This window comes from Sphingomonas parapaucimobilis NBRC 15100, assembly GCF_000787715.1.
In the GTDB taxonomy this organism is placed as follows: domain Bacteria; phylum Pseudomonadota; class Alphaproteobacteria; order Sphingomonadales; family Sphingomonadaceae; genus Sphingomonas; species Sphingomonas parapaucimobilis.
The window spans coordinates 26570-42573 of the sequence record NZ_BBPI01000030.1 but is presented as its reverse complement, the minus strand read 5'-3'; the positions used below and the strand labels follow the sequence as shown (position 1 = coordinate 42573).

At 62.6% G+C, this 16004-nt stretch carries 12 protein-coding genes; 4 read left to right on the top strand and 8 right to left on the bottom strand.

Features of this window, described 5'->3' with window-relative positions; genetic code table 11:
* The first annotated feature begins 386 nt into the window (after positions 1–386).
* From SP5_RS18695 to SP5_RS05115, 4 genes are read left to right on the top strand one after another with little or no spacing between them, the layout of a single operon-like run.
* The gene (locus SP5_RS18695) at positions 387–941 is read left to right on the top strand and encodes an RNA polymerase sigma factor (protein ID WP_084220566.1); all 555 of its coding nucleotides are present in this window, start codon (positions 387–389) and stop codon (positions 939–941) included.
* Positions 934–2079, top strand: coding sequence for a FecR family protein (locus SP5_RS18425; RefSeq protein WP_052811412.1), 1146 nt, complete (start codon positions 934–936; stop codon positions 2077–2079). Before SP5_RS18695 ends, SP5_RS18425 begins: the two co-directional genes overlap by 8 nt.
* Positions 1988–4534: a TonB-dependent receptor gene (locus tag SP5_RS05120; RefSeq protein WP_042485056.1), complete on the top strand. Its 2547-nt coding sequence runs from the start codon at positions 1988–1990 to the stop codon at positions 4532–4534. Before SP5_RS18425 ends, SP5_RS05120 begins: the two co-directional genes overlap by 92 nt.
* Entirely contained in the window at positions 4528–6636 is a 2109-nt protein-coding gene (locus SP5_RS05115) for an Atxe2 family lasso peptide isopeptidase (protein WP_042485054.1), read from the top strand. The genes SP5_RS05120 and SP5_RS05115 overlap by 7 nt, the downstream gene beginning before the upstream one ends.
* On the opposite strand, the gene SP5_RS05110 is transcribed toward SP5_RS05115, so the two are convergent.
* The 8 genes from SP5_RS05110 to SP5_RS05090 form a co-directional block, all read right to left on the bottom strand.
* Entirely contained in the window at positions 6625–8352 is a 1728-nt protein-coding gene (locus SP5_RS05110; protein WP_052811411.1) for an asparagine synthase-related protein, read from the bottom strand. The genes SP5_RS05115 and SP5_RS05110 overlap by 12 nt on opposite strands.
* Positions 8349–8699: a lasso peptide biosynthesis B2 protein gene (locus SP5_RS19455; protein ID WP_167334680.1), complete on the bottom strand. Its 351-nt coding sequence runs from the start codon at positions 8697–8699 to the stop codon at positions 8349–8351. The genes SP5_RS05110 and SP5_RS19455 overlap by 4 nt, the downstream gene beginning before the upstream one ends.
* 333 nt (positions 8700–9032) lie before the next feature.
* Positions 9033–9164, bottom strand: a complete 132-nt coding sequence (locus SP5_RS19020) for a benenodin family lasso peptide (protein WP_157013586.1) — start codon at positions 9162–9164, stop codon at positions 9033–9035.
* Between the two features lie 441 nt (positions 9165–9605).
* Positions 9606–10973 carry a hypothetical protein gene (locus SP5_RS05100; RefSeq protein ID WP_052811409.1) on the bottom strand — a complete coding sequence of 456 codons (1368 nt, stop codon included), beginning with the start codon at positions 10971–10973 and terminating at the stop codon, positions 9606–9608.
* On the bottom strand, positions 10960–11976 hold the full coding sequence (locus tag SP5_RS05095) for a nucleoid-associated protein (RefSeq protein ID WP_157013585.1): 1017 nt from the start codon (positions 11974–11976) through the stop codon (positions 10960–10962). Before SP5_RS05095 ends, SP5_RS05100 begins: the two co-directional genes overlap by 14 nt.
* A gap of 394 nt (positions 11977–12370) precedes the next feature.
* Positions 12371–13018 (bottom strand): HNH endonuclease, encoded by a 648-nt coding sequence (locus SP5_RS19015; RefSeq protein WP_157013584.1) that lies wholly within the window; start codon positions 13016–13018, stop codon positions 12371–12373.
* 1 nt (position 13019) lies between these two features.
* Positions 13020–14126, bottom strand: coding sequence for an AAA family ATPase (locus SP5_RS18690; protein WP_084220563.1), 1107 nt, complete (start codon positions 14124–14126; stop codon positions 13020–13022).
* A 511-nt stretch (positions 14127–14637) separates the two neighbouring features.
* Positions 14638–15936 carry a hypothetical protein gene (locus tag SP5_RS05090; RefSeq protein WP_157013583.1) on the bottom strand — a complete coding sequence of 433 codons (1299 nt, stop codon included), beginning with the start codon at positions 15934–15936 and terminating at the stop codon, positions 14638–14640.
* Positions 15937–16004: the final 68 nt, after the last annotated feature.

Genomic DNA, 16004 nt, shown 5'->3' with positions numbered 1-16004 from the left:
CCAGGCCTTGCGGCTAAAGGCGCCGGCGCATGTTCAAGCATGTCTCAGGGCCCGGTTCGGCGGCATTGCCTTGCCGTCCACGGAGCATATCCACCGCTTGGCCGCCTTGCATTGGGCATCGGACGCGATAAGCTGGAAGCGTGCGGGCCCCGGTCCGCATCGAGGCTTGAGGAGCTTGCCTGGGATATTTTGGCCGGGACGAACGATCGTTCCGGGCTGCTGGCGTAGATGTCCAGGCCGCGCTCGTCGGCTAAAAACGCCCGCGACGTCCCCTGCGCGAGTGACCCGATCGCTGGCCCGGCCGGCTCGCCTCGGCGCTGGAGGCGTCCCATGTCTTCCGGAGAAGCTGCCGCGCGCGCCGCGCGGGCGCGTGTCCGCTGCTCGCCATGAGCAGTGGATCGGCACTCCCTCGCGCACGTCGCGCCAAGGACGATGATGCGCTCGTCGAGACGTTGTACGCGGTCGAGGCGCCTCGCCTAGCGCGATCGCGTGCAAGGCGGTCCGATCGCCACGATGCCTTCGACCTCGTCCATGACGCATTCGTCCGACTGCTCGGCCTCGGACCGGACCGGCTGCGCTCCCTGGCGCAGGAGAGACCGGTGGCGTATCTCTGGAGGATCGCAACATCGGTTGGCCTCGACCAGGCCAAGCGCGACCTTCGCCGCGCGTCGGACATGCACGTCCCGCTCGACGGCGTCGAACTCGTTGCCCCCGATGTCGAGCGACAGCTCGAGGCGCGCGATGAACTGCGGCGCATCGAGCGCGCCGTCCAGGCCATGCGGCCTCGCACCCGTGCCATCTTTCTCGCGCACCGCGTCGACGGCATGAGCTATGCCGAGATCGCGCAGGCCTGCGGGATTGGCGTGAAAGGGGTCGAGAAGCAGATGAGCCGGGCGATCGCCATTCTCGCCCATGAACTGGATCAGGCCGACAATGGCTGACGATCGACGGCTGCAGTGCGAGGCCGCGGCATGGCTCGCGCGTCTCCAGGCGCCCGATGGCGAACGCGATCGTGCCCGCTTCGAGGCATGGCGCAACGCGGACCCCGCCCATGCCGCCGCCTTCGCCAGGGTCGAACGGCACTGGCAGGACAGCACCATCCTGGCGCGGAGCAGCCTGCGCTACGGCGCACCGCTGACAAGGCCCTGGTGGCATGTCGGTGCGTCCACGCCCGGCCGCCTCGCCTTCGGCTGCGCCGCCGCCATGGCCCTTGTCGTCGGGGCATGGAGCGTTTCGGATGCGCCGCGCATAGCGCCGGAGCGCGTCGCCAGCGCCATCGGCCAGCTTCGTACCATCCGCCTTCCCGATGGCTCACGCGTCACGCTCGACACCGACAGCACGCTGGCGATCCATTACTCGGCCCAGGTCCGACAACTCATGCTCGAGCAGGGCCGCGCGCGATTCACTGTGGCCCATGATCCGCGTCGCCCGTTCATCGTGACGGCAGGTGCGATGACCGTCGTTGCACATGGCACGGTCTTCGATGTCGACACGCGAGCGAGCGGGGCGAGCGTGACGCTGATCCAGGGCATCGTCGAGGTCATCGCCCGATCGGCAAAGTCGCCGGAGCAACGCGTCCGGCTGACGGCCGGCAAGCAGGTCACCGCCACCGCGGATATGACCCGTCTCTCCGCGCCTAGGACGGTGCCAGCGGGCGCGACAGGCTGGACGAGCGGAATGCTCGGCTTCGATTCCGCGCCGCTCGATCGCGTCGTTGCCGAAGCGAACAGCTACACGTCAACCAAGCTGGTCCTTGCCGATCCCATGCTCGCCCGGCTGCGGGTCACCGGAGCATTCCCGGCCGACAAGCCCGAAGACCTGGCAGCCAGCCTTGCCAGCATGTTCGGCTTGCGCGTCGAGGCGCGAGCGGATGGTGCCATCCTGCTCCTGCCGACCGCCGGCACCCCAGCTCCGCCACAAGGGGGGTGGATCGAGCGCGTGTCGTTGAACCCCGTGGAGCGGCGATCATGCCGCAGGGGGAACGACGATGAATCGCTTCTATCTCGGGGGTGCCGGCCTTGCCTGCCTGGCCGTTGTCGCACCGGCCAATGGCCAGGCACGCGACGAACACGCCTATGACCTGCCAGCCCAGCCGCTGGGATCGGCGCTGAGGGCGATCGCCCGGACGACCGGGCAGGCCGTCATGGTCGATGCGGCCCTCGTCGCCGGCCGCCGCGCGCCACCGCTCAAGGGGCGCTTCAATGCTGTGGGCGCGCTGGCACGCGTGCTCGCCGGGTCGGGCCTGCGGGCCGAGCCGATCAACCGGGGGTTCGTGGTTCGGCCGCAAGTCGGAGCCGAGGCCGAGCGGTCCTTGGATACGGACATCGTGGTCACTGGGAGCCGCATTCGCGGCGCACCGGTTGCCTCGACGCTGATCGTCCGCACCGCCGACACCATCCGCAACGAAGGCCAGGCGACGCTCGCCGACGTCATCCGGACCATCCCGCAGAATTTCGGCGGCGGCCAGAACCCCGGCATCGGTGCCAATGTGCCGGCGGCAAGCGGTGTCAATGTCGGGAGCGGATCGTCGCTCAACCTGCGCGGCCTGGGCAGCGACGCGACGCTCACGCTGCTCAACGGCCGGCGACTGGCCTACAGCGCCTCGCGGCAGAGCGTCGACGTCTCCGCGATCCCGGTGAACGCGGTCGAGCGGATCGAGATCGTCGCGGACGGTGCCTCCGCGCTGTACGGCTCGGATGCGATCGCCGGCGTTGCCAATATCCGGCTGCGACGCGACGCCCAGGGGCTGACCACGAGCGCGCGCCTTGGCGCGTCCACCGACGGCGGCAATGTCGAGCAGGTTTATGGCGTCGTCGCGGGAAAGCGATGGTCGGGCGGCGGCATGCTCTTGGCCTATGAATTCGGGCACAGCACCGCCATCCGCGCCGGCGACCGCGACTATGCCCGCGACCGAGTAACCGGGCTCGATCTCTACCCATCGCTCCGGCGGCACAGCGTGGTGCTGAGCGGCCACCAACAGCTCGCCGACACTCTCGAGCTGTCGCTCGACCTGCTCTACAATAATCGCCGCAGTTTCTCCCAATTTCCGTTGAGCGCCGCCGGGGTGACGCCGTTTCGACACGCCGAGCAGCCCTCCGAAAGCGACTCGGCTGCGATCGCGCCGGCGCTGCGCTGGTCTCCGGGCGCGTGGCGCTTCGAACTCGCGGGGAGCGCAGGCCGGGACCGGGTCCATTATGCGACCAACCAGTTCACCGGCACGCAGCTGACCAGCCGGACCTTCGGCTGCTATTGCAACGATGCCCATAGCGTCGAGCTCGCGGCCGATGGCCCGCTCTTCGCCTTGCCCGGCGGTCCTGCCAAGATTGCGCTGGGCGTCGGCTATCGTGATAACCGGCTGGTCAGCCAGCGCGGCGACAACAGCGCACAAAACGTCGATGCGCATCAGGACAGTCGCTACGCCTATGCCGAGGCCAGCCTGCCGCTCATCGGCCCCGCCCAAGCCGTCCCGCTTGTCCATCGCCTCGATGCCAGCCTGGCCCTTCGCCATGAAGACTATCCCGGCATCGATGCGGTCACCACGCCCAAGCTCGGCCTGGTCTACGCACCGTCGCCCGACGTCTCGTTGAAGGCGAGCTGGGGCCTGTCCTTCCGTGCACCGACCCTCCTCCAGCGATACCAGCCACTGGTGGTCGCCGCACTTCCGGCCACCGTATTTGGCGGGACCGGCCTGCCATCGGGGGCCACGGCCCTGCTCTTGTCCGGGGGACGCGATACCCTGCAGCCCGAGCGTGCCCGAAGCTGGTCGATGACGCTGGCACTGCATCCCCGCGCGGTCGACGGGCTGAGCATCGAGATCAGCTATTTCGAAACGCTCTATCGGGATCGCATCGTGGCACCGGTCACCTTCATCGCCCGTGCGCTCGCCGATCCCGCCTATGCCGACCAGGTGCTGCGCTCCCCCAGCCTTGCGACCCTCGAGAGCCTGCGTCTCGGGGCGGGGCAGTTCCTCAACGCCACGGGTCGCACCTATGACCCCAGGAGCGTGGTCGCGGTCATCGACAACGCCAACCGCAATGCCGGCCGGCAGCGCGTACGGGGCCTCGACATGCTGGCCCGCCTCGATCGCAACCTCGGCGCCGGGCAGATCAACGCCACGCTTTCCGGCGCCTACCTACAAAGCGACCAGCAACTGACGCCGGCACAACCCGTCGTCGATCTGGCCGGCACGATCTTCAATCCTCCCCATTTTCGGGGACGAGCCACCCTCGGCTGGACCCAGAGCGGCTTGACTCTCACCGGCGCGGTGAGCCGGATTGGCGGGGTCGAGGACCGACGGACCTCGCCGGCACGCCGTGTCGGGGGCATGACGCAGGCCGACCTCACGCTTCGCTATCGCACCGGCCCAGGACCAACATGGTGGCACGGTGTCGACCTTGCCGTGACCGCCCAGAACATCCTGAATGCCAAGCCCAGTCCGATCGCGACGACCCTGCCGTACGACACGCCCTATGATTCGACCAACTATTCGCCCTTCGGGCGGGTCCTCGCGATTTTGGCGAGCAAGTCATGGTAAGCGCGCTGTTGCTGGCCGCGGGCCTCGCTGTCGCCGATATCGATGCCGCACCCCCGCCATGCACCGGTATGGTGCCGACGATTGCCCCAGCCGGGGCAACGGATCGACCGGTCTCGCTCGACGACCTGCTGGCCTTGCGCGACATCGGCCAGCCGGACCCCTCGGTCGGGGGACCGAGCCCGCTCGCCGTCTCGCCCGATGGTCGCCGGATCGCCTTCGTCATCTCGCGTGCCGACCCCTTGGCCAATCGCGTCTGTCAGGCCTTGGTCGTGCTCGGCCTCGACCCGCAGGCCCGGCCCCGGATCGTCGATGAAGGCGGCGAGGCGATCCGCGCGGAAAACGTCGTGCGCGGGTCCCGGACCGGCAGCGGCCTGCCTGCGACCATCGTCCCGGCATGGTCGCCCGACGGACGATACCTGGCCTATCTCAAGCGCGTCGGCGGGCGGACACAGGCTTGGCGCGTCTCTGTCGACGACGGTGCCGCCGTCCGGATCACCGACGCGCCGGTCGATGTCGAGGCCGTCGCGTGGAGCGAGGATGGGTCAAGGCTCGTCTTTGCGACGCGACCCGGGCGAACGACCTTCGCTGACGCGGTGCGCGCCGAGGGCCGCACCGGGTTCCTGTTCGACCATCGCGTCATCCCGCCCAACGGCTTTGCGCCGCAGTTGCCGGGCGATCTGGAGAGAGTGGTTTGGTCGGTTCCCCGGGAGGGCGGACCGGTTGCGCGTGCCGATCGCCAGGACATCGCACGCCTGGGTGGTGAACCGGTATTGAGCGAGCCCTCTCCCCTGAATGCCGTGACATCGGATGGGCGGAAGGCGGGCGCCAAGGTGGACGGCCCGTCCCCCTTTGCCGGCCGCCGGATCTGGGCCGACGGGAACGGCAGCCGGCTGGCCTGTATCGCCTCCGAATGCCATGGCTCGATGCGCGGGATGTGGTGGGGCTCCGATGGCCGCAGCCTTCTCTTCCTCCGCTATGAGGGCCCGAACAACGAGCGTACGTCGCTCTTTCGCTGGACGCCGGGCGAGGCTGTAGTCCGTCGCATCCTGACTACCGAGGATGCGCTGGTCGGCTGCACCATGGCGCCCCAGGAGCTGCTGTGCCTGCGCGAAGCATCGCTGGCACCACGCCGCATCGTGGGAATCGACCTGGCCAGCGGTACCGCACGAACCGTCCTCGACCCGAACCCAGAGTTCGCGTCACTAGCCAAGCCCCATGTCGAGCGCCTGCGCTGGACGAACCCTGCGGGCCTTCCCGCCTGGGGCGATCTCGTCCTGCCTGCAGGACGACCGCCCGCCAGCGGCTGGCCGCTCGTCATCGTCCAGTACACCAGCCGCGGCTTCCTGCGCGGCGGCACGGGCGACGAATATCCGATCCTGCCGCTGGCGGCGAATGGGATCGCGGTGCTAAGCTTCCAGCGCCCACCGCTTGTCGTGCAGGCCCAGCCCAACCTCTCGAGCGCCCAGGCCGTCGCCGCGGTCTTGCGCAATTGGGACGAGCGGCGCAGCACCCATGCGTCGCTCGAAGCGGGATTGGCCAAGCTTGCCGCGCGCGGCGACATCGACCGCGACCGGATGGGCATCACCGGGCTGAGCGACGGATCGACCACGGCGCGCTATGCCCTGGTCGCCGGCAAGCCGTTCCGCGCCGCGTCGCTCAGCACATGCTGCCGCTACCTGCGAAGCGACCTCATCTACGGGGGCACTGTCCTTGCCGACGAGATGCGTGCGATGGGCTTTCCCAAGGTCACCGCCGACGATCCCGCATTTTGGGCGCCAATATCCTTGCCCCAGGCGGCCCATCGGCTGCGCACTCCGATCCTCTTCCAGCTGGCCGACGAGGAAGGCCTGTTCGCGCTCGAGACGTTCGCGGCCTTGCGCGAGAACGACGTCCCCGTCGAACTGCGCATTTTCCCCGACGAGCATCACATCAAATGGCAGCCGGCGCACCGGGCTGTAGTCTATGCTCGCAATCTCGACTGGTTCCGCTTCTGGCTCAGGGGAGAGGAGGACCCCGATCCCGCCAAGCGCGAGCAGTATCGGCGGTGGCGGAATTGGCGTGACCATTCGGCCGTGACTCGACTCCTGGCATCAGCCCCATGACCGCGCCCAGGCCTCGGCGTCGGCGAGTTGCAGAAGGCGAGCAAAGCGCAGGTCGCGGGCGGGTCCCGGCGCCAGCGCGGCCTCCACCGCCGCCCGGTCGATGACGCCATGGATGGCCAGGCATCCGTCGAGCAGGAAAGGCCGCAACATGTCGGCCTCTTTTTCGATCAGTCGCGCGAGGAAGCCGGTCGGCGTGCCCTTGGATCGCCGCCCCACCACCGAAGCGGGCAGGCGGGCTGCATAGGCCCGTCGGACCAGCACGCGATTACGTCCCTCCTCGAACCACATCCAGCTCGGCACGCGTAGCGCGGCCTCTGCCACGGGCTGCGAGACGAGGGGCGACAGGAGCGCCGGGTGTCGGTCCGGGTCGAGACCATCCGCGACCGCCATGGCGGCAAGGAGAAGGCCGACCTGGGCTGCCTTGCCCGGCGGCGTGCCTCGCGGCACCTCGAACCATGGATGGGAAGGATCAACGCCATCGATCACCCCGGGATCGAGGAGACTGTGGTCGACCGGCCAGCGATAGGCCGCACGACGCGTCACCAGGCGCACGCCGGCGCGTGCCAGGACAGCCGCAAGGCTGACCTGGGCCATCCGTGCGATCGAGGCCGCCGTTGCGATTGGTCGAGACTCCCTGCCCATTCCGAGCAGGGCATCGACCACCGGGGCGACGCTTTGCAGCGAGCAGAACACGTTGTCGCCGCCACCGCCATCGATGACCAGTGCCGAACCGGTTTCTCTCGCTAGGTCATCCGCAGCCGCAAATGTCGCTTGGCGGAACTGCGCACCGGTCGGTCGCGGCAAGCGACGCGCGAGGGGACGCGTGAGATCGACTTGACGAGGATCGCGAACGACCTCGACCAACGGGACGTCCAGATGGTGCGCCACGGCCCGGGCATGATCGCGTTCGTCGCCCTGCGCGTCTGCGACCACCATTGTAAGGCACGTGAAGCGGCGCCCAGTGGACGCCAGCGCGGCCGCCACGACCGAAGAATCCAGCCCGCCGGACAGGAGCAGGATCGCCGGCACACCGACCGGGAGGCGTGATACGACCGCAATGTCGATTGCCCGGGCCAATGCTTCCGCCGCCGCATCACGAGTATCGAAAGCCTGCGACCGGTCGGCCCATGACCAGGGAGACCAGTGCCGCTCGAGATGAATGCCGCGGTCGGAGACCTCGATTGCCTGCCCGCCGCCAAGTTCCTCGACGCCGCGCAGGCAGGTGCGCCCATTGCGCAAGTCGGTGGCCGCGAGGAAATGGCCCAGGGCATGCCAGTCGACAGCTGGAGCCGAACCGCCGAATGCGCCCAATAGCCTGACTGAAGAGGCCAGAACGACATGGTCGGGCGCCTCCTGCCAATAGCATGGCAGGCTGCCGAACGGCGCGCGCAAGGCGTAGCGGCCGTCACGCGAGGTGCCGAAGGCAACATAATCGCCCCAATGATCACGCGTCAGTTCACTTGCCGCGCTTACGGTTCCAGACGAGGCGCGAAGATTCGCTTCCGTCAGCGACGTGGTTTCTCCGCGCCGGAACACCGATCCGACGATACAGCCTTCCGGCGTGACAATCGTATGCGACGCGGCGATCATCATCCGATCGTCGACGTGGCATAGCCCAAGGCCCGCCCGGCCGGCTGCCTCGGAAAAGAGGGCTTGCTCCCCTGCGCCGAAGGGCTTGGACCTGGCCAGCCATGCAGCGAACGCCGGCCGGATCATATCACGAGAATCGGCGTGAACGCGTGCACGACATGCAACTCGTCGTTGAGCACTTCGGTGTCGCGCTGGACCCAGGCATGTGCCGCGAACGGGTCCAGCTGCACGCCGAAGACAAGCCGGGCATCGGCAGAAGCACATCGCCGGGCCAGCGCCAGCGACAGGGGAAGACAGTTTCCCGCCGGACTGACCAGCAGGCGCAGTCGCGCAAAGGCGCCCGCATGGCGATCGACATCGCGGGCAGTTCCGGCCTGCTGCTCTTGCCGACGCTGAAGTCGTGCAAGTTCACATCCTAGGCCGCGCCTGCGTATGCGCCAAGTGCTCGCCGCGAAGCACAGTCCGGCAATCATCGTCGAGGACCTGGGCGTGGTGTCAATTACCTCAAGGCGACTGGTCCGCGCGCGCGGGAGTTGGCAAGGCACGAGAGGTTCGCCCTTGGTGCTGTCAAGTAGTCCGGCCCGGACGAGCGCGAGGAGCGGTGCCGCCTCATCGCCCGCAAGTTCTGCACCGGCGCATAGCCGGTTGAGGGCTTGGCTCATTACGGCTGGAAGCATCCAGTAGCGGTCCGAGCGGGCATCGAGGAAGATCACGCTCTCGCCGATTGAGCAGAAGCCGACAAGCGGGGGTAGGAAGAACCTCATCGCGAAGCGGCGGGGTGTTCCCGGGAACACCCCGCCACCCTTTCAGTCGTCGGCCAAGCCGGCGCCGAGGAACCCCTGGACCTCGTCGATCGGGGTACCGGCCGGCCCCTGGGTCAGGACACGGGCATCGCCCAGATCGACCAGCGTGGGTGCCTTGTCGTTATCGCGTTCCATGACGTTCTCCTTGGTATGCCGCGATCATTCGCGACCTTGGGAGAATGTGCCGGCCGGATGGATATACGAATTTTATACGGAGTTGATATTTCGAATGTCAGCAATTTGATCGCCCGTAACTAGCTCAAGAAAATTGCGGTTCACGGCATGTGCCATTGCCCTAGGCTTGATTTCGGCCAATCTTGTGTCGCGACCGGGGCCGTTATCCCCCCACCCCCGTCTTTCCATTTTTCCAAATCAATCGATCGTTTCGGGAAATGCATTTGGTAGCATATCTTAGGAGAAGCGAGCCGATTGGTTGGCTGGCAAAGAGTGTTCCGTTCAAAACCGGCTCCGGGCCTTCCTTTTAAAGAAGAGCCAACCGGACACTATCGACCAGTTCACGCCGTCCCGATATGCGTGCGGGAGTGTCGGCTTACGGCAGAATCGGTCATTTAGGTGCTAGTCCCCTTCGTTGAGCACGTTCCCGACCACGGACTGAGCCCCATTGTCCGCAGCCGCGGATGGCTCGGGGGCGGCCAGCGCGTTGCCGGCGGCTGGGAGATTCGCCGCTTGGGGCTCCGTTTCGTTTCCCGCGTCCGAAGCGCCGACCCCATTTCCAGAATCCGCGTCCAGCTTCGGCGCGCTGGCGCACGGCAGGAGCGGGAGGGCAGACACGCTGTTCTTGTAGCATGTTGCGACAATGCCACCGGCGATCCCGATCAGCGCGACCACCGCAAGGACCCAGCGATGCCACTTGATCCGCCCTTTCAGCTTGGCGAACGTGTCCGCAAAGTCATCGCTAACGGTGGTGAACTCCTCCTGCAACCTGGTCTGCTGCCGAGCGATTTCATCGCCAATCACGTCCAATGTGAGCCACTGGTTAGTGATCGCGACCATCAGCAGGATGACGAAGATCCATGCGCCGACGAGCACCGCGAAGTTGACCCAAAGCTCTGGGCCGCAGGCGGTGGGCGCCTTGAGCTGCGACGCGACGACGATCGTCGCGACCGGGATGCCTAGCAGCTGATTTTGGATGTCGACAATCGTCTTGTGGATCTTCTGGGTATAGTCGATCCGAGCATCCTCGAGTTCGCCCTTGATCTTCGCGTAGGAGAAACTCGACGCGAACATCCGGTAGCCGGCAGCAAGCTTGTCGGCGATTTCGCCGAGATTGCGCAGCACGAAGGCGAAGCGGCCTTCCAGTTGATGTGATCGGCACAAGTCGACGATTGTCTCGAAAAGGATCGACAGCTTCTGCTCGCGATGGAGGTCGTCGGCAAAGTGGCCAAGGAGCCTATGTGCCGCCGCCAAGTCCAGGGCGTTCAGTTCGGCCGTGCCGAAATTTACCGGGAGGACAATCTTTCCGTCCTTCACGAAGATGAGTTCCGCTCGAGTCCGATCGAGGAACGACGCGGACTTTGCCAGTAGAGCAACAACCTCCAGCACCTTGCGGTATCGGGTCACGGCATCCGGTACCTGGTCGTCGCCAGGAGCGTAGCCTGCGTCCACGAGGAAGTAGTGCCCGGGCTCCTCGATCCGTGGCCCGCTGCCGGCGATCAGATCGCCGATGTTCCACGCGAGCAGGCCGAGGGCAATCCGCGGCAAGTCGATGCGGGCCTTCACCTTCGCGCCCACGGCCACGTCGGAGACGTCGTCGATTAGCGCGATGCCTGCGTCCGAGGCGGAATCGTCATCGGAGTCGATCTTCTTCAGGAGATCGACAATCTCTTGTGTAGCGACGGTTACTTCCGCATCGTCTTCTACCGTCGAACCGAACGCGGTGCTGCGATAGAGCGGCAGAAGGTCGGCGAACTTAAGCCTCGCCATTGTCCACCGTCTCTGCGCGAAGCTGCGCGACCAGCGCTTGCGGCAGGTTTCGGATGGTGAGAGTATTGCTCTCCGGATCGAAGCCGACTTCGCCCCGCGTCAGCGCGCGGCGATCGATGTCCACGGACCAGTTGGCGGCACGGTAGGAAATTCTCAGGAGGGGACCGATGAGCCGACGGTCCGGCACGAAGTCGTCGCCGAGCTGTAGGGCCGGACTGCCGAGATATTCGGTCAGCGGGGCGGGATCGGCCGGGGTGAGTTCGTTCGCGAAAGCCTGAAAGTCGATACGTCGATCTTCCCTTGAGCCTCTGTCGAGGATACTGTTTGCCCTCACCAGAAAGTCGTTCCGCGCATCGCCCTCCAGTCCTTGGTAGTCAGCAAAGCCGATAAGCGCTGCCGTGAGCTCTCGGGTGCTCTTCTTGTCGTCGCTGGGCGAGACGCAGCCCAGGAACTCTTTGAAGTATTCCGCCACCGCGCCCTTGCCCCGGAGGAAGCCAAGGTAGCGTCCATCGTCGGCCTGCCAAGCCGTCAGGTCGATCCGCCCCGCGTAGCGAAACCCATCCAGATCCAGATGGGTCACGTCCCGCGCAACGAACGCTTGGGTGAGTGTGGCTCCGAGCTTCTCCGTCACGATTGCGATCAGCATCAGTTCGCGGCCATCCTGCTCGAAATGTGCGAAGAAGACGTGACCGGCACCAGCGTTCGGAACGGTGCGTGCCTTCGCGAGCAGAGTGTCCATCAGGCTCCGGGTGAGGGCGGAAAAATCGCTTCCGTCCTCCGCCAGATAGTCGGAGAAGTGGCCCGCGGCAGGATAGTTGATTTCGTCGGGCGAGAATTGACCGTGCACTTTGGAGGATCGGCGGTTGTAAAGATCGTCTAGCTCGTCGACGATGCGCTGGGTCGTGGGCGAGACGGCGAGGGCGTCGTTGCCGCGTACGATCTGAAGACCTTGTTCAGTCCTGCGGATGTCGTGCACGGCCAAATGTCTGATGTTGTTTGGCATGCTCTCTCCCCCATCGGACAAATCACAAATTAGAAGCGCAATTGCAATGCGCTGATGCGTTCAGCGGTACCGTCTTACCGACGGCGCTGTTTCACTCCAAATCGTTTGAGGCTAATGCAGATCTCAACCAAGTATCGCCATTCCTATGCTGCAGCAGGGATGTCGGCTTTAGACGGAACCGGTCACTTGCGACTTTAACAGCTGCTGGTGGGCTCCGCTCCCATTCTAATCGTTCCACAGCACGACCGCTCGCCGTTGAACTTCCCGCTCTCAAGCACGAAGTTGATCATCACGGGCAAGGGGACGTAAGAGGTTTCTGCACCCCAAGTGAGCGGACTGTCACCCCCCCCAACGCCGATAACGTGATATATGCCTGATATTCTTTGTTCGACGGTCATATTTGATGATACTTAGCAGCCGCCGCTACAACCCCCGGATGAAGCGGCTTCCTGTTCGATCTTACCGCCTTTTGAGCCAAAGTATTATCGTATATTTCGTAATTTTTGAGTTGGAAGAATTTATAGGTGAATTTGCCTCGGTAGGTAATAGGGTAATAAATTCTCACCTTTGAAGCCCCTACTTCGGCCGCATACAACTCAATATGGTCATGCCAATGATGAATATTGGGATGAACTATATTGTAATTTCTTTGATCCGATATATTTTTGCTAAACAGCCTATTTTTTCTACGCCAATTTCGGATATGGTTTTTGTTAACTAATTTCACTGACATATTGCAGGACTTACAGGCCACCGACAGGTTAAATGCGGCAAAAGTCAAGCCCGGCATCACTGATCTTGGAATGATGTGTTCTCTATCAGTCTCAATATTACGATTATGAAGCGAGACCTTGCAGTAGCAGCACGCGCTATCCTGAACTCGCATGTGGTGTAATTTCAATCTATCTTTTAAAGATTTTATAATTTTTGCGTTGGCATGTCCCCTAAAGGAACTTTGGCGTCCATCTACCGTCCAAGGTGATTTTTTTGTCAAGGCCCAGCGAATTGCGCGCCTTTCTGTGGAATTTATGCGGAATTTCATTTCAAATGTTCTGGATCATTTCAATACACGCATGAATAAAATCGATCTGTCCTTTGCTATAAGATTTTTTATAAAATTCGTATATTCTTGTTATAGCCTCACCTTTTGACAACTCTCCGTCCTGAACACTCCAAGTAAGTTCAGATATTAGTTCCGAAAGGTAGCTGTTGGAGGGTGTGATCGTGCCAAATGCAGAATATAGAATTTCTTCGACACTGTCGGAATCATGATTGGGACCCTGAAGCAAATATTTTGAATGCTTATCATCTACCTGCACAACCTCAACAGAATCCCCATAGCTTGCGAGTGCGCCGGAGACGAGAACAGGGGAGTGAGTGGCAAGATAAACTTTCACTTCACTGTAGCCTAAAGCCATATGCAAAAATTCTAGATACTTACGTTGCCAGTAAGGATGAAGGCTATTTTCAGGTTCGTCTATGAGAAGTATATTTAGACTAGGTAGATGAGAGCGTATGAATAAATACGTTGAAATGAGTGTTTGCTCACCTGAACTTAAAGTCGAAAAACGCTGCCTTCCTCTTTTTCGATGGTGGAAAACAAGTTCATACCGGGCAATTATGCCTTGCTCCGCTAGTTTAGATACATATTTAAATATTATTCTGTTTCTGCCGCGGAGACTCCTTTCTAGATAATCAGAGCTTTGGGAAACTATGACTGAAAATCTCTGGAATTCAGAAAGGTAGGACACAGCTGATTTAAGGGCATCTATCTCAAATAGATTATCTGTCACCGTGTAAGGGTCAAACTTCGATATTTCGCCTATTTCTAATTCAAGTTCCACCGTAGGATTAAAATCTATCTCATCCAGTAGGTCCGCGATATCAAAGGTGTCCCTCCCTTCGGCATCAAAGAAATTGACAAGATTCTTGTTGACAGTTCTCTTTATTCCATAAGGCGCAATGCGGAGAATATCGCGATTTTTTCTGCTTCTAGAGAACCTTGAAAATGGAGTATTAACGATTACTCCGATCGATTTTACATCGTTCGTGTTATCGAATAGTTCGACTAACCGCTGAGACTTCCCGCATCCATTGGGGCCTACGAATGATGTTATACGCTTCAACTGCAGCAGCTCCCCGAAAGCCATCGAGCCCCAGCAAGATGCCCCATATCAAATGTAAACACCATATCTCGCCGCGCCTTGTTCCACGCGAAAGCTCGATAACTGATGAGCTTGTCGACGTCCTCCTCGTATGAGGGGCGGCGGCGATCGGACTCGCGTTTAGCTGACCCTATGATGCCGGTCAGGGAAAGGTCATTGCGACTATCCCTAGGCGCGCTCGCCCATTTTTGCGACGCTAAAGGAACGGCAGAAACATGCCTTTGCAGCGACCCGCCAAACTGGAAGGCGACGCAGCTTTCTAGCCCTACAAAGCAGTAGGCTGGCGTGCCCGATCGACCAACATCCGGCAATCGACGATCGCTCCCGTGCATGGCTGGAACGTCTCTCCCACCGTAAGCCGTCATTCAAGCGAGAAGCTGAGAACGGCCGCTTCGTCCCACAGGCCGACATTGTAGCGATGCGCGAACGACCAACGCGATTGGTTTTGGAGATTGCCAGGACTGCCACATGGCAATCCACGAAGCCGGGGCGATCATCAATCCCCCGTGCCGTCAAAGCGCGGCGTGTAGATTTCGCCAGGGGTTCGCCAGGTAAGGAGCGCCTCGACAGGATCTTGCCCTCTCAATAGGGCACGGCCGCTTTCTAGCCGTTGTCTTGCAGACTGAGCATCGCTTTCAAGGAGGCCAGCAAGCTGCGTTTCCACGGCATCGAAGAAGCGTCGAATGCTCATCGCTCTGGTCCAGTGCTCGATGACCTTGTCGAGCTGCGCGGCGCTGTCGACCTTGGATTGTTCGATCCGCTTCTTGTCCTCAGCCCGATCGCGGGCTTCCAGCTCGGCCAGCCATTTCTTGTGCGCGATCTCGGCGCGGAGCCGAGCCGCCTCGATACGGGCCACCAGTTCGGGGGCCATGTCTTCGACAGCGCGAACGAGGCCGGGTATCTTGGATGCCAGGCTGGCTGAGCCGGCGTCCTGCCACTGGTTGGTCCAGAAGACGTTGTGGTAGGGTGAATAGGCGATGAGCCGCAGGCGGCCTGACGGCATGTCTTTCGTGGTGGTGAAACTGTAGCGGTTCTCCCCTCGCTTGGGCGCCACATAATCGCGTTCAGGAATGTAACCGTCATCGATGTATCGCACGGTGATGTTCTCGGACATCTCGACGATCGCGAGACCGATCGCCACCGACCCGATATAGACGACCGTCGGACGCTGGGGAGACCAAAGGCGTCTTGCGCTCCAGCGGTCCTTGGGCTGGCCGACAGCTTCGCGCTCATCAGCCGATATGCCCCAGAGCTCCTCGCCTGGCGGTGCCATGGCCACCCGGGGCCCTTTGGATTCGAAGGCATTGAAGAGGTCATTGGCAAAGGCGAGCGCCCTTTCGAGGCCGGATGCCGAGGCATTCACGTCAACGAGCAGGCGCTTGTGCGGTTTGAGATGGGAATTCTTGTCGACTAGTCGGCCGCTTTCGAAATGATGCCGTGCCCCGCTGATCATGCGGTGGATAGTCCCTGCCGCGATCCGCACGCGCCGCTTTGCTGTTGGCGCAGCTGGCGTACGGGGCCGGGCCGCCGCAGCTTCAGCCGTTGGCCATTGCATATGGCGAGACCAAGTAAGCTGATCACCGGGCTGCGCTTCCGGCAAGCACGGAGGCGGTGGAGACTTGCCGACCGCAAGCTTGGCCCAATAGCCCTGCGGCGGCCTCGGCACATTGAGCATGCCACAGACGCGAGCGAGATAGCTGCCGGATACGCCGAAGCGCTTGGCGGCATGCATCATCGGCTCGGTCCAGACGATGTCATAGAGTTCGTCGCGGCCGCAGCCATCACGAGCGGTCATCGGGGCCATGCTCCTTGCAGATCACAGGCAAGATAACATGGTCGGGATGACGGCTCGGTGGCGTCGGA

What these genes read in the sequence shown, in the direction of transcription:
- SP5_RS18425 (WP_052811412.1), top strand. Translation starts at nt 934, where the DNA reads ATGGCTGACGATCGACGGCTGCAGTGCGAGGCCGCGGCATGGCTCGCG.
- SP5_RS05100 (WP_052811409.1), bottom strand. Translation starts at nt 10,973, where the DNA reads ATGGCGAGGCTTAAGTTCGCCGACCTTCTGCCGCTCTATCGCAGCACC.
- SP5_RS19020 (WP_157013586.1), bottom strand. Translation starts at nt 9,164, where the DNA reads ATGGAACGCGATAACGACAAGGCACCCACGCTGGTCGATCTGGGCGAT.
- SP5_RS05110 (WP_052811411.1), bottom strand. Translation starts at nt 8,352, where the DNA reads ATGATCCGGCCGGCGTTCGCTGCATGGCTGGCCAGGTCCAAGCCCTTC.
- SP5_RS05115 (WP_042485054.1), top strand. Translation starts at nt 4,528, where the DNA reads ATGGTAAGCGCGCTGTTGCTGGCCGCGGGCCTCGCTGTCGCCGATATC.
- SP5_RS05120 (WP_042485056.1), top strand. Translation starts at nt 1,988, where the DNA reads ATGAATCGCTTCTATCTCGGGGGTGCCGGCCTTGCCTGCCTGGCCGTT.
- SP5_RS19455 (WP_167334680.1), bottom strand. Translation starts at nt 8,699, where the DNA reads ATGATTGCCGGACTGTGCTTCGCGGCGAGCACTTGGCGCATACGCAGG.
- SP5_RS05095 (WP_157013585.1), bottom strand. Translation starts at nt 11,976, where the DNA reads ATGCCAAACAACATCAGACATTTGGCCGTGCACGACATCCGCAGGACT.
- SP5_RS19015 (WP_157013584.1), bottom strand. Translation starts at nt 13,018, where the DNA reads ATGAAATTCCGCATAAATTCCACAGAAAGGCGCGCAATTCGCTGGGCC.
- SP5_RS05090 (WP_157013583.1), bottom strand. Translation starts at nt 15,936, where the DNA reads ATGACCGCTCGTGATGGCTGCGGCCGCGACGAACTCTATGACATCGTC.
- SP5_RS18695 (WP_084220566.1), top strand. Translation starts at nt 387, where the DNA reads ATGAGCAGTGGATCGGCACTCCCTCGCGCACGTCGCGCCAAGGACGAT.
- SP5_RS18690 (WP_084220563.1), bottom strand. Translation starts at nt 14,126, where the DNA reads ATGGCTTTCGGGGAGCTGCTGCAGTTGAAGCGTATAACATCATTCGTA.